The following is a 13,672-nucleotide window of genomic DNA, read 5'->3' on the forward strand; positions in this document are numbered from 1 at the left end:
TGCGAGCCGCGCATGCCCAGCTTGTCCAGCTTCTGTGCCACCGAGAAGCCCTTCATGCCCTTCTCGACGATGAAGGCGGTCATGCCGCGCGCGCCCAGCTCGGGCTCGGTCTTGGCGTAAACCACCAGCACGTCGCAGTCCGGGCCGTTGGTGATCCACATCTTGGTGCCGTTCAGCACGTAGCGATCGCCCTTGAATTCGGCGCGCAGCTTCATGCTGACCACGTCCGAACCCGCGTTGGGCTCGCTCATCGCCAGCGCGCCGATCCACTCGCCCGACACCAGTTTCGGCAGGTACTTCGCCTTCTGCGCTGGCGTGCCGTTGCGGTGGATCTGGTTCACGCACAGGTTCGAATGCGCGCCGTACGACAGGCCCACCGACGCCGAGGCGCGGCTGATCTCTTCCATCGCGATCATGTGCGCCAGGTAGCCCATGTTGGCGCCGCCGTATTCCTCGGCCACGGTGATGCCGAGCACGCCGAGGTCGCCCATCTTCTTCCAGGCGTCCATCGGGAACTGGTCGGTGCGGTCGATCTCGCCCGCGCGCGGGGCCAGTTCGGCCTGGGCCCACGTGCGCACGGAATCGCGCAGCATCTCGATGTCTTCGCCGAGGTCGAATTTCAGGCCGGGCAAGGTAGTCATGGCAGTGTCTTCTTGAAAAATCTATGTCGTACTAGGGCGGCGCGATCAGGCCGTCTTCGATTCGCTGAGGTTCAGGTCGCGCACCATCTGGTCGCGCATCACGAATTTCTGCACCTTGCCGGTCACGGTCAGGGGCATCTCGTTCACGAAGCGGATGTAGCGCGGAATCTTGTAGTGGGCGATCTGGTTGCGGCAGAACTCGCGGATCTCTTCCTCGGTGACGCTCTCGCCCGGCTTGAGCACGATCCACGCGCACACTTCCTCGCCGTACTTCTGGTCCGGCACACCGAACACCTGCACGGCCTGCACCTTGGGATGGCGGAACAGGAATTCCTCGATCTCGCGCGGGTAGATGTTCTCGCCGCCGCGGATCAGCATGTCCTTCACGCGGCCGACGATATTGCAGTAGCCTTCCTCGTCGATGGTGGCGAGGTCGCCGGTATGCATCCAGCCATCGCGGATGGTCTCGGCGGTGCGGGCGTCGTCGTCCCAGTAGCCCAGCATGACCGAGTAGCCGCGCGTGCACAGCTCGCCCTTCTCGCCCACCGGCACCGTGGCGCCGGTGGCGTCCACCAGCTTGACCTCGAGGTGCGGCTGGATGCGTCCCACCGTGGCGGTGCGCTTGTCCAGCGGATCGGTGGTGCTGCTCTGGAACGAGACCGGGCTGGTCTCGGTCATGCCGTAGGCGATCGTCACCTCCGACATATGCATCTGCGACACCACGCGCTTCATGGTCTCGATCGGGCACGGCGAGCCGGCCATGATGCCGGTGCGCAGCGAAGAGAAGTCGTAGTCGCCGAAGCGCGGATGGTCGAGCTGCGCGATAAACATGGTCGGCACGCCGTGCAGCGCGGTGCAGCGTTCCTCGCTGACGGCCTTCATGGTCGCTTCCGGTTCGAACGCTTCGCCCGGGAACACCATCGCGGCGCCCGTGGAGACGCAGGCCAGTACCGCCAGCACCATGCCGAAGCAGTGGTAGAACGGCACCGGGACGCACAGCTTGTCCTGCTCGGTGAAGCGCATCGCCATCGCGATGAAGCGCGCGTTGTTGACGATGTTCCGGTGGGTCAGCGTGGCGCCCTTGGGTGCACCCGTGGTGCCGCTGGTGAACTGCACGTTGATGGGGTCGTTGCGGTCGAGCTGCGCGGTGATGGCGTCGAGCGATTCGCGGGCCACCCCGCGCGCCACGCCTGCGCCGCGCGCCACCACATCGTCATAGCGGATCATGCCAGGGGTTTCGCCCTCGCCCATGCGGATCACCCAGCGCAGCGACGGCAGCCGCGCGGCCTGCAGCGCGCCCGGCTCGCTGGTGGCCAGTTCCGGTGCCAGCGCCTGCAGCATCTCCAGGTAGCGCGAGGTCTTGAACGCCTCGGCCGCGACGATGGCCTTGACGCCAACCTTGTTCAGCGCGTACTCCAGCTCGGCCAGCCGGTAGGCCGGGTTGATATTGACCAGCACCAGCCCGAGCCGCGCCGTGGCGAACTGCGTGACCACCCATTCCACGCGGTTGGGCGACCAGATGCCGACGCGGTCGCCACGGACCAGGCCGAGCCCGTGCAGCCCCGCCGCCAGTGCATCGATGGCTTCAGCAAACTGCTGCCAGGTCCAGCGCACGCCCTGCTCGCGGAAAGCCACCGCGTCGCGCTGCGCAAAGCGGGCGACGGTCTGCGCCAGCAGTTCCGGCACCGTCTGCTCGGACAGCGGGATACTGGTTTCGCCGCGCACATGGGACAGCCCGCCCATGGGCAGGATGGTGGGTTGGGACTCGCCCTGCATCGTCATACTGGTCTCCAAAGCTCGGTGTCGTTCCGTGCGCCGGCGTTTTGTGAGTATCACTCAATTCACGCCGTGTTCATTGTCTGTGGTGGGCTGGCAGCGAGAATCGTCAGGGAAATCCCTTAAATTCATCCCGCCTTTCACTGCCCGCTGGTGCGGGCCGTGGCGCCGACGAGTGAAAAGTACACGCTCGGCAGGCAGAACGCAATAATAATTTTGAGCTTTACTCAAGTTCTGGCCGCCGGCGCACTATAATCCTCGGCACCAGAGAGACGTCCACACCCCCGACAACATGGAAGACACCAGTTCCCGGCGCCGCGTTCCGGCCGGCGCCAAGGCCGAGCAGCGCATCCGCGACATCCTGCGCGTGAGCCGCGACGTGTTCGCCGAGCTTGGCTACGAGCGCGCCACCACCACCGAGATCGCGCAGCGGCTGGGCGTCTCCGAGGGGACGGTCTTCACCTATTTCCACGGCAAGCGCGAGCTGTGCGTGCGCGTGATCGAGGACTGGTACGACGAAATCATCAGCACGCTGGAACAGGGCATGCCGCACGGCCAGCCCACCAAGGCGCAGCTTGAGTTCTACGTGAAGACGCACCTGCGCCTGTTCCTGATCCAGGGGACCGGGCTGTGCGCGCTGGTACTGTCGGAAGGCCGGGCCAAGGGGCCGGGGCTGGGCGAGGTGTTCCTGCCGCTGCAGCGCCGCTATACGGCGCCGCTGATGGACCTGCTGGCGCGGGCGCGCAGCAATGGCGAAATCCGCGGCGACTTGCCGCTGAGCCTGCTGCGCTCGGCCATCCTGGGGCCGATGGAGCACATCCTGTGGGACGCAATCGCGCGGCAGCGCGAGGTCGATATCGAGAAAACCGCACGCGACATGGTGGCGCTGCTGTGGCCGGCGCTGCAGCCGGTGGACCTGGAGCTGGAAAAGCTGCGGGGTTTCTATGGCGAGGTCAGCGCGGCGCTGCGCAAGGCGGCGGAAGACTGAGGCACGCCGGCGCCAAGCCGGCGTGCTGGCTGGAGCAGTGCAAGGCTTGCTGGCCAGGCGCGGCCTGCGTCCTCGCGGGCCGCAGGCACGGCGCTCAGGCGCTGAAGCCGCCGTCGATCATCAGGCTGGCACCCGTGACGAAGCCAGCTTCCGGACCCGCAACATAGGCCACCATGCCGGCAATCTCCTCCGGCGTGGCATGCCGCTGCAGCGCCATCAGGCCATGCAGCGCCGCGCCGAACTCACCGGCTTCCGGGTTCATGTCGGTATTGGTCGGTCCCGGCTGGATGTTGTTCACGGTGATGCCGCGCGGCCCCAGGTCGCGCGCCATGCCCTGCACCAACCCCAGCAGCGCGGACTTGCTCATCGCATACGCGCTGCCGCCCGGGAACGGCATGCGTTCTGCGTTGGTGCTGCCGATGTTAATGATGCGGCCGCCTTCGCCCATATGCGCCAGCGCTGCCTTGGCCGCGACGAACACCGCGCGCACGTTTACGGCCAGGGTTTCGTCGAAGTCTTCCAGCGACAGGGTCTCTACCGATCCCAGCCGCAGCACGCCGGCATTGTTGACCAGGATGTCGAGCTTGCCGAACTGGCGCGCGGCGCCGTCGATGGCGCGGGTCAGTGCGGCGGGATCGGCGGCGTCGGCTTGCAGCGCCAGCGCGCGGCCGCCGGCGGCTTCCACTTCCGCGGCCAGCGCATTGGCGCCCGCGGCGGAATTCTGGAAGGTGAAGGCAACGGCAGCGCCTTCGCGCGCCAGCCGGCGCACGATTGCCGCGCCAATGCCGCGGGCGCCGCCGGTAACGAATGCAGTTTTTCCTGTCAGGGTGGCCATGGATAGCTCCGGGAAATGGTTGGTTTGTGAACGCAGTATCGTTCGTCCATTGCCCCTTCGGTAGCTACAAGTCAGCATCAACTTTTTCAACCATTGGTATAAGCTAGGGCGATGGAAGCCCTCAACTTGCTCGAATCCTTTGTCCGAAGTGCCGAGGTCGGCAGTTTCTCTGCCGCAGCGCGCCAGCTCGGCATGACGCCCGCGGCGGTCAGCAAGAACGTGGCGCGGCTGGAGTCGCACCTGGGCGTACGGCTGTTCCAGCGCAGCACGCGCCAGCTGACGCTGACCGCCAGCGGCGAACAGTTCCTACGGCAGGTCTCGGACCCGTTCTCGACCCTGCGCGATGCCTTTGCCAGTGCGTCGCAAGACGCGGGCAAGCCCGCGGGCACGCTCAAGGTCAGCATGGCCCTCGCCTTCGGCCGCGAACACCTGGTGCCGCTGCTGGGCGAGTTCCTGCAACGCTATCCGGCGATCGTGCCGGACTGGCATTTCGACAACCGCCCCGCGGACCTGATCCAGGACGGCTATGACGCGGCCATCGGTGGCGGCATCGAACTGACCGACGGCGTGGTCGCGCGCGAACTGGCGCGGACTTGCATCGTGGCCACGGCATCGCCGTCTTATATGGCGGGCAGGCCCATGCCGGCCCACCCCAGCGAGCTGGCCGCGATGGACGGCATCGTGCGGCGCTCGGGCCCGACCGGCAGGCTGCGCGCATGGACGCTGCGCAGCGAGTCGGGCGAAGAGGCGCCGGTCACGCAGCGCACGCGCATGATCTTCGACGACCCCGAGGCCATGGCGCACGCGGCCATGCTCGGCTACGGCGTGGCGCTGCTGCCGACGCCACACGCGGCGCGATGGCTGGAAAGCGGCGCGCTGGTGAGGCTGCTGCCCGGATGGCATGCCGACAACGGGCCGATCTCGCTGTACTACCCGAACAAGACGCTGCTGCCGCCGAAGACGCGCGTGTTCATCGACTTCGTGGTGGCGGCGTTCCGCGACCGAGGGCTGGCGGCGCGCTTTGATGCCGGCATCCAGGCGGCGCATTGACGCGCGCGGCCGGCGCTCGCCCACTCGCCATGCATCCCTGGCGTGACGAGAACGGCCCTGCGCCGGGGTGCCGGCCCGTTTGACTAGGGATAGAGAACGACCTAGGCTAAGTAGGCTCGAAGTCCACTTCCGTGCGCGGACGCTGCCATGCCGGCCTGCGCGATCTCGCGGCATGTGACCGGCGTAGAACAAGGAGGGCTAACCATGAACATGCGGCCGGATCCCACGTTTTACCCGTCGCCACAGCTCGCGATGAGCGCGCCGCCGGAAGAATTCGCCTACACCCTGCTGCTGAGCCCTGACGGCTCGCGCCCCGACGCGCTGGCCGTGATCGACGTCAAACCCGGCTCGCCCACCTACAGCACGGTGGTGCATACCGTGCCGATGACCAACAAGGGCGACGAGCTGCATCACTTCGGCTGGAATGCCTGCTCGTCCGCACTGTCGCCGCTGAGCGGCCATGCGTTCCTGGAGCGGCGCTACCTGATCATTCCCGGCATGCGCTCGTCGCGCATCTATATCATCGACACGAAGCCGCATCCCACGCAGGCGCGCATCCACAAGATCATCGAGCCGGACGAGATCATCAGCAAGACCGGTTACTCGCGGCCACACACCGTGCATTGCGGCCCGGAAGGGATCTACGTCAGCACGCTCGGCGGTGCGGCGCAGGACGGCACCGACGGGCTGCCCGGCATCTTCATCATGGACTGCGAGACCTTCGAGGTGCTCGGCCGCTGGGAAATCGACCGCGGCGAGCAGGAGAAGCACTACGACTTCTGGTGGAACCTGCCGCGCGACTACATGGTGTCGAGCGAGTGGGCCTTGCCGCCGCAGTTCGAGAACGGCCTGGTAGCCGAAGACCTGCTCTCCAACAAGTACGGCCACAAGCTGCATTTCTGGGACCTGCGCGCGCGGCGCAACGTGCAGACCATCGACCTGGGCGCCAACCACCAGATGGCGCTGGAAGTCAGGCCCGCGCACGATCCGGTGCGGGAATACGGCTTTGTCGGCGTGGTGGTCGACACCACGAACCTGGAAGGCTCGATCTGGACCTGGTGGCGCGAGGGCGGCAAGTTCCATGCGGAAAAGACCGCTACCATCCCAGCCGAGCCGGCCTCGGCCGACCTGCTGCCGCCGTTGCTGCAGGGCTTCGGTGCCGTACCGCCGCTGATCACCGACATTGACCTGTCGCTCGATGACAAATTCCTCTACGTGTCCTGCTGGGGCACCGGCGAGATGCGCCAGTACGACGTCACCGACCCGCGCAAGCCGCGGTTGTCGGGCTCGGTCCATCTCGGCGGCATTGCACGGCGCACGCCGCATCCGAACGGCAAGGCCTTCGCCGGCGGCCCCCAGATGGTCGAGATCAGCCGCGACGGCAAGCGCGTTTACTGGACCAACTCGCTCTACTCCACCTGGGACAACCAGTTCTATCCCGACGGGGTGCCCGGCGTGCAGGTGATGGGACGGGCCGATCCGGAGGGCGGGCTGGCGCTGGCCGATGACTTCTGGCTGGAATTCCCCGACGGCTACCGCGCGCACCAGGTGCGCCTGGAAGGCGGCGACTGCTCGACTGACTCGTTCTGCTATCCGTCGGTCCGGTCTTGACGGCATTCTCCTGGGAGCATGCCGGCCTGTGGTCGGCGGTCCTGGCAAGCGGCATCTATCACGGCCTGAATCCCGCGATGGGATGGCCGCTGGCGGTGTCGAACGGATTGCTGGCGCGGCAGGACCGCGCCGTGGTGTCGGCGCTCGGATGGCTGGCGCTGGGCCACCTGCTGGCGATGATCGCCGTCATGCTGCCGTTCGGCGTGCTGGCCATGGTGGTCCGCTGGCAGGCGCCGCTGCAGTTTGCCGCAGGGCTGCTGGTGATCGGCTGGGGGCTGGCGCTGCTGGCCTGGCGCCGCCATCCGCGCGCACTGGCGCGCATTGCGCCGTCGCGCCTGGCGCTATGGTCCTTCGCCGTGGCAATCGCGCATGGCGCCGGGCTGATGCTGGTGCCGATCTATCTCGGGCTGTGCCGCGCCGACGAGGATGCCGGCCACGAGGCCGCCGCCACGCTGATGGGCGCCAATGTCTCGATGGCGCTGCTGGTGTCCGTCGTGCATGCCACGGCCATGATCGCGACCGGCGGCCTGGTGGCGTGGCTGGTCTACCGCTATGTCGGGCTTAAGTTCGTGTCGCGCACCTGGTTCAACCTCGACGTGGTGTGGGCGCTCAGCCTGGTGCTTGTAGGTGGGCTGGCACTGGCATTCAGCGGTATCCAGCTGCCATCGCCGCGCTAGCGCTTCAAACGAGCCGAACCACCAGCACGGCATCGGCCTGGAGTGGTTTCCGCGCCGACTCGACAGCGAGCGGCCACTCAATGGCGTAGGTCTCGCCTGCCTCTATTAATCCGGAGCCGGCCAAGGGCGCACTGACGCGCCTGGCGGCTCCGGAATTCCCCTCAGATAGCGACTCATCCCCCGTTGTTTGCCTCATCGGGATTGCATACCCCTCGAGTTGAACAATTGCCGCTCTTGCCACTGAAACTGCATGGATTCCTGTCGGGTGCAGCAGGCGGCACCGCCCCAGGGCGCCGCCGCCAGGAATGGGACCTGGCAAGCGCTTGGCCGCTGCACCGGCCTGCATCGCGATGCGGGGGCCGCGCATTGGTTTGACCAATATCAAGTTCCATTCAGCACTGCCGTCTAGGCTGGACGGATCAGACCTTCAGACCCAGGGACCATGCAGTCCCACCTCACAGGAGCATCGCATGTACCAGCGCATCCTGCTCGCCGTGGACGGCAGCCACTCCTCCGACCTGGCGCTTAGCCAGGCCATCGCAATTGCCGCCGCCACCGGCGCCGAAGTCAAGGCGTTGTTTGTGGTCGATGACAGCAATGTATACTTTGAGGCAGGCTATTTCGATCCCCGCGAACTGGCGAACCAGCAGATTTCTTATGGCGGCAAGGCGCTTGACGCCGCGACGGCACGCCTCAGCCAGGCAGGAATCCGATGCCACGCGCAATTGGACGAAAAGCCGGTGGCTCCGGGCCGAATCTCCACGACCATCGCCGTCGAAGCCGACAGATGGGATGCCGACATGATTGTCATGGGCACGCATGGGCGGCGCGGCGTCAGGCGGCTGCTAATGGGCAGCGTGGCGGAAGGCGTTCTGTCTCAGACCAGCAAGCCCGTACTGCTGGTCCGCAGCGAGATCGAAGGGTGACCCACGTCCGGGCGCCGCGAAGGACTACACCATGCCAGAGACCATGCGAGCCATGCAATACGGGGGCGCGGGGCAGCCTCTGGTCCTGGTGCGTGTGCCAGTACCCGAGCCCGGGCCGGGCGAGGTGCGCATCACTGTTGCTGCCTGCGGCGTATGCCGGACCGACCTGCATATCGTCGATGGCGACCTGCGTCATCCCAAACCGGCGCTCATCCCCGGACACGAGATCGTTGGACGGGTGGATGCTTGCGGAACGGGTGTCACCGGCTTCGAACCGGGCGACCGCGTGGGTGTGCCTTGGCTTGGCCATACCTGCGGCCACTGTCGCTACTGCCTGCGTCATCACGAAAACCTCTGCGATGCACCGCTCTTTACGGGCTATACGCGCGATGGCGGCTACGCCGAGTATGTTGTCGCAGACAGCAGGTATTGCTTCCGGATTCCGCCTGCCTACGATGACGAACACGCCGCCCCCCTTCTCTGTGCCGGCCTGATCGGCTACCGGACGCTGCGCATGGCAGGCCCTGCCGCCGGGGCACGCCGCATCGGCATCTACGGCTTCGGCGCAGCCGCCCACCTGGTTTCACAAATTGCCGTGGCACAAGGCCGGGAGGTCTACGCTTTCACCCGCACGGGCGACACAGGCGCCCAGCAACTGGCATACCAGACCGGGGCGTGCTGGGCCGGCTCAAGCGACCTCCTGCCTCCGGCGCTTCTGGACGCCGCGCTGATTTTCGCGCCGGTGGGCGCACTGGTGCCCAAAGCGCTACGCGCCGTCGATAAGGGTGGCACCGTGGTCTGCGGCGGCATTCACATGAGCGATATCCCAGGCATGCCTTACGAACTGCTGTGGGAAGAGAGGCGCCTGTGCTCCGTAGCCAACCTGACGCGCGCCGACGGGATTGCGCTGATGGAAATCGCCGCCCGCACCTTGCTGCATACACACACCACCGCTTATCCGCTGGAGCAGGCCAATGAGGCATTGGCCGATCTGCGTGACGGCCGCCTTTCCGGCGCCGCGGTCCTACAGATTCACCGTTGATTCTCTTCAGTTCTCAATGCGCCCTTATCAAACACGTTTTCAGACCCGTGAACATGCCGGAACGGAACTGGCGCGGGCTTTGCGTGCGTATCGGCGAACCGGCGCCCTGGTCCTGGCGATCCCTCGTGGCGGGGTGCCAGTCGGGCGCGTCGTCGCCGACGCGCTGGACGCCGAATTCGATCTCGTGATGGCGCGCCGCATCGTCCCGGGGGTGGCACTGGACGACACAGGCATGACGTGGTGCACCGGCGAAGCGAACGCGCATGGCGACGCCAGCCGACAACGTGACGCCCAGTTGGACCAGCTTCGCAGGCAGCGCGCCGTCTATAAGCCGGTTCGCAAGCAGGCGGATCCGGGCGGTCGCGTAGTGATTGTCGTGGATGACGGCCTGGTGAGCGGCGCGACGATGTATGCGGCCCTCTCCAGCCTGCGCAAGCGGCAGCCCGCCCGACTCGTATGCGCGCTTCCGATCGCCTCAAGAGCAGGACTGGACCGGATCCGAGCGCTGGCGGATGAAGTCATCTGCCTGGATACCCCGGATTGCATCGAAAACCTCGCGCATTTCTATCACGAGTTCAGTCTGGTCACCGACGATTTTGTCCGGCAGGTGACGGCCAAGCTGCCAGTGCAATCCCCCGGCCATGCCCGGCCAGGTGGGGAGGCGCGGGTGCCGGCAATCAGCAGAGCGATGCTCGTTCCGTATGAGACGACCTGCCTGCGGGTAATATTCGAAACCGCCGCGAACCCCATCGGGGTCGCGGTGATGGTTCATGCCGGTGGCGCGCAACGCCGCGACGTCCGCAGTCATTACCTCGCACGCAAGCTGCGCGCGAAAAGATTCGCCACCATGCTTGTGGACCTGCAGCCTGACAGCCGCTTCGACGACGCGCCCGAATCGGATGTCGATGAGCTGGTGGCAAGATTGAACCGGACGCTGAGCTTCCTGCATGCGGGAACACCCTGCGCAGACCTGCCTGTCGGCCTGCTTAGTACCGGCACCGCCGCAGCTGCGGCCTTGCGCTCGGCCGCGTCCGGCGCGGCACAACTTCGCGCGGTGGCCTGTGTTGCAGGACGACCGGATCTCGCGGGTGCCGCCAGCCTGCAGCGCCTCGAGATCCCTGCCTTGCTGATCAGTGCAAGCGGCGACCCGCAGAACATACAGGTCAACAATCTTGCGTTTGAGCAAATGCATTGCCCGCGGCAGTTGAGGATCATCCCAACGAATGGCCGAGGCTTCGAAGACCGCAAGGCCCTGGAAGACGTCGCAACACTCACGATAGCCTGGTTCGAGAGGCACCTTACGACCCAGTCGTGTTCCAGGCTGGGGTACGGCGGATGACAACAACGTTGTTGTCATCATCCTCCTCTCCTCCCCCTGCTGCTGCTGCGGACTTCCGAGGCCGGGGCCTCAGGTCACCGGCGCCGGATTGAACAGCACCAGCGCGTTCCTGATCTTCCAGTGTTCCGCCCACGACTTCTTGCCGCTGGCCACCGCCAGCAGCGTGTGGAACAACTCCCAGCCCACCTCTTCGATGGTGGCCTCGCCGGTGGCGATGCGCCCGGCGTTGACGTCCATCAGGTCGTGCCAGCGGCGTGCCAGGTCATTGCGCGTCGAGACCTTGATCACCGGCACTTCGGCCAGGCCGTAGGGCGTGCCGCGGCCGGTGGTAAAGACGTGCAGGTTCATGCCGGCGGCCAGCTGCAGCGTGCCGCAGACAAAATCGCCGGCCGGCGTGGCGGCGTAGATCAGGCCCTTCTGCGTGACCTTCTCGCCCGGGCCGCTGACGCCATGGATCGGGCCGGTGCCGGACTTGACGATCGAGCCCATCGCCTTTTCCACGATATTGGACAGGCCGCCCTTCTTGTTGCCAGGCGTGGTGTTGGCGCTGCGGTCGACCTTGCCTTTTTCGAGATAGGCGTCGTACCAGGCCATCTGCTTCATCAGCGCCTCGGCCACTTCGGGCGTGGCCGCGCGCGCGGTGAGCTGGTCGATGCCGTCGCGGACCTCGGTGACTTCGGAGAACATCACCGTGCCACCGGCGCGCACCAGCAGGTCGGTGGCGAAGCCCACTGCGGGATTGGCCGTAACGCCCGAGAAGGCATCGCTGCCGCCGCACTGCACGCCCACCACCAGGTCCGATGCGGGGCAGGTCTCGCGCCGGCGTGCGTTCAGGCGTTGCAGGTGCTTCTCGGCCGTGACCATGATCGAATCGATCATCGAGGCGAAGCCCACGTGCTGTTCGTCCTGCAGGCAGACCACATCGGGCTCGCCTTCCTTCTGGATCGGGATGGTGCCGGCGCTGACCAGCCGTGTGGGCTGCAGCTTTTCGCAACCCAGGCTGACGATCATCACTTCCCCGCCGAAGTTGGGGTTCAGCGCGATATTGCGGATCGTGCGGATGGGGATGCCGGCGTCCGGCGCGTCGATCGCCACGCCGCAGCCGTAGGTGTGCTCCAGGCCCACCACGTCATCGACGTTGGGATACTTCGGCAGCAGCTCTTCCTTGATGCGCCGCACGGCAAACTCGACCACGCCCTCCACGCACTGCACGGTGGTGGTGATGCCGAGGATATTGCGCGTGCCGACCGAGCCGTCGGCATTGCGATAGCCCTCGAAGGTGTAGCCCTCCAGCGGCGGCAGCGGCTTGACGCGCGTGCCGACCGGCAGGTCGTGCAGCTCCGGCGCGGCCGGCATGCGGATCACGCGCTCGTTGATCCAGCTGCCGCGCGGCAGGTCCTTCAGCGCGTAGCCGATCACCACGTTGTAGCGGACCACCTCCTCGCCTTCGCGCAGGTCCGTCAATGCCACCTTGTGGCCCTGGGGCACGCCTTCAACCAGCGTCAGGCCGCACGGAAACGTGGTGCCGGCCGGCAGCCCGCCGTCGTTGGCGACGATGGCGACGTTGTCGTCGGGGTGCATCGTGATGTAGAGGGGGCGCGATGCCGGCGCTGGGGTCGCTTCACTCATGATTGCAGGCTTTCTTCAGGGGGCGGCGATATGCCAACCATGTGTTACGTTGTCTGACGACATTGTAGAGGCTATGGAGCGCGCTGGTGCTCGGGCTTACCCTGATTAGAGCAGCTTATGCGCCACATATTCCATTAAATTGGTTGCATGAGTGCGATCCTTGCGTTGCCAGCCACCAATCTTTGGCATTGTTGTACGACAACTATCGCGCATCCGCTCGTCAGTGCCAATCAATTTCATCCGGCAAAACTTTCTGGCGGCGCAGAATGACGGCCCGCATCGGATAGCCTATAACTGCTCCAACCGGTTTCACGTGACGAAAACCGGGCAAGGAGACCACCGGCGTGACCACCCCGAGCACCTCGCTGCAGAAGGCCTGCCGCCTGCTGCGCGCGCTGACCGATGTCCGCAACACCCGCCTGACCGACCTCGCGCTGGCCGCCGGCGTCGACAAGGCCTCGGCGCTGCGCCTGCTGGAAACGCTGGCGGCCGAGGGACTGGTCGAGCGCGATCCCGCCACCAAGGCCTTTGCGCCGGGACGCGAATGGCTGGCGCTGCATGCCGCCACCCTGGCGCGCACCGACCTGCGCCCGCTGGTACGCCCGGCGCTGATCCGGCTGGCCAATGCCTTCGAGGACAGCGCCATCCTGTCGGTGCCGAGCGGCTGCGAATCGGTCTGCATCGAATTGCGGCTGGGCACCTTCCCGATCCGCGCCAACTACCTGGACATCGGCAGCCGCCGGCCGCTGGGCATCGGCGCCGGCAGCCTGGCGCTGCTGGCCGCGCTGCCCGATGCGGAGGTCGACGCGGTGCTCGACGGCATTGCCCCGGCCATGCGCCGCTACCCACTCTTCAGCCGCGACATGCTGCTGGGCCATGTGAATGCCACGCGCAAGCGCGGCTACGCCGTATTGCTGGACGTCGTGGTCGAGCGCATGGGCGGCATCGCCATCGCCCTGCCCGGACCCGACGGCTACCCGCTGGGGGCGATCAGCATTGCGGCGCTCAACGAGCGCATCACCAGCCGGGAGGCCGCGATGGCGCGCGCGCTGCGGCGCGAGGCCGACGCCATCTGCGAGCACTGGCGCTCGCACGCCGGCAACAAGCCCGACATCCAACGGCCGTCCGTCCGGCCACGTACGCGAGAGGAGGCATGAC

The 13,672-nt window shown here is 66.3% G+C and carries 12 protein-coding genes; 8 read left to right on the forward strand and 4 right to left on the reverse strand.

Annotated elements, in window-relative coordinates; all coding sequences use genetic code 11:
- Together J8I34_RS11735 and J8I34_RS11740 are read right to left on the reverse strand one after the other, a co-directional pair.
- Window positions 1–641: acyl-CoA dehydrogenase family protein (locus J8I34_RS11735; RefSeq protein WP_209806107.1), on the reverse strand; the 641-nt coding region annotated here is incomplete at its 3' end.
- Between the two features lie 45 nt (window positions 642–686).
- Window positions 687–2,423 (reverse strand): AMP-binding protein, encoded by a 1,737-nt coding sequence (locus J8I34_RS11740; RefSeq protein WP_209806108.1) that lies wholly within the window; start codon window positions 2,421–2,423, stop codon window positions 687–689.
- A 286-nt stretch (window positions 2,424–2,709) separates the two neighbouring features.
- On the opposite strand from J8I34_RS11740, the gene J8I34_RS11745 reads away from it, so the two are divergent.
- On the forward strand, window positions 2,710–3,405 hold the full coding sequence (locus J8I34_RS11745) for a TetR/AcrR family transcriptional regulator (protein WP_029049612.1): 696 nt from the start codon (window positions 2,710–2,712) through the stop codon (window positions 3,403–3,405).
- 94 nt (window positions 3,406–3,499) lie between these two features.
- Here J8I34_RS11745 and J8I34_RS11750 read toward each other — a convergent pair whose 3' ends face one another.
- Complete coding sequence (locus J8I34_RS11750) at window positions 3,500–4,240, reverse strand: SDR family oxidoreductase (protein WP_029049611.1); 741 nt, start codon at window positions 4,238–4,240, stop codon at window positions 3,500–3,502.
- Window positions 4,241–4,351: 111 nt separating this feature from the next.
- On the opposite strand from J8I34_RS11750, the gene J8I34_RS11755 reads away from it, so the two are divergent.
- From J8I34_RS11755 to J8I34_RS11780, 6 genes are all read left to right on the forward strand, one after another.
- Window positions 4,352–5,290: a LysR family transcriptional regulator gene (locus J8I34_RS11755; RefSeq protein ID WP_029049610.1), complete on the forward strand. Its 939-nt coding sequence runs from the start codon at window positions 4,352–4,354 to the stop codon at window positions 5,288–5,290.
- A 204-nt stretch (window positions 5,291–5,494) separates the two neighbouring features.
- A complete protein-coding gene (locus J8I34_RS11760; RefSeq protein ID WP_209806109.1) occupies window positions 5,495–6,901 on the forward strand; it encodes a selenium-binding protein SBP56-related protein in 1,407 nt (468 codons plus the stop codon).
- The gene (locus tag J8I34_RS11765) at window positions 6,898–7,578 is read left to right on the forward strand and encodes a hypothetical protein (RefSeq protein WP_029049608.1); all 681 of its coding nucleotides are present in this window, start codon (window positions 6,898–6,900) and stop codon (window positions 7,576–7,578) included. The genes J8I34_RS11760 and J8I34_RS11765 overlap by 4 nt, the downstream gene beginning before the upstream one ends.
- Window positions 7,579–8,048: 470 nt before the next feature.
- Entirely contained in the window at window positions 8,049–8,504 is a 456-nt protein-coding gene (locus J8I34_RS11770; protein ID WP_029049607.1) for a universal stress protein, read from the forward strand.
- Between the two features lie 31 nt (window positions 8,505–8,535).
- A complete protein-coding gene (locus J8I34_RS11775; RefSeq protein WP_209770367.1) occupies window positions 8,536–9,546 on the forward strand; it encodes a zinc-dependent alcohol dehydrogenase family protein in 1,011 nt (336 codons plus the stop codon).
- A gap of 16 nt (window positions 9,547–9,562) precedes the next feature.
- Window positions 9,563–10,885 (forward strand): phosphoribosyltransferase family protein, encoded by a 1,323-nt coding sequence (locus J8I34_RS11780; protein ID WP_209806110.1) that lies wholly within the window; start codon window positions 9,563–9,565, stop codon window positions 10,883–10,885.
- 69 nt (window positions 10,886–10,954) lie between these two features.
- Here the strand turns inward: J8I34_RS11780 and garD are convergent, their stop codons facing one another.
- Window positions 10,955–12,514, reverse strand: coding sequence for a galactarate dehydratase (garD, locus tag J8I34_RS11785; protein WP_209806111.1), 1,560 nt, complete (start codon window positions 12,512–12,514; stop codon window positions 10,955–10,957).
- A 344-nt stretch (window positions 12,515–12,858) separates the two neighbouring features.
- Here garD and J8I34_RS11790 point away from each other — a divergent pair, with 344 nt between their 5' ends.
- Window positions 12,859–13,671, forward strand: a complete 813-nt coding sequence (locus tag J8I34_RS11790) for an IclR family transcriptional regulator (protein ID WP_209806112.1) — start codon at window positions 12,859–12,861, stop codon at window positions 13,669–13,671.
- The last annotated feature ends 1 nt before the right edge of the window (window position 13,672 follow it).

It is taken from the genome of Cupriavidus phytohabitans (assembly GCF_017815025.1).
In the GTDB taxonomy this organism is placed as follows: domain Bacteria; phylum Pseudomonadota; class Gammaproteobacteria; order Burkholderiales; family Burkholderiaceae; genus Cupriavidus.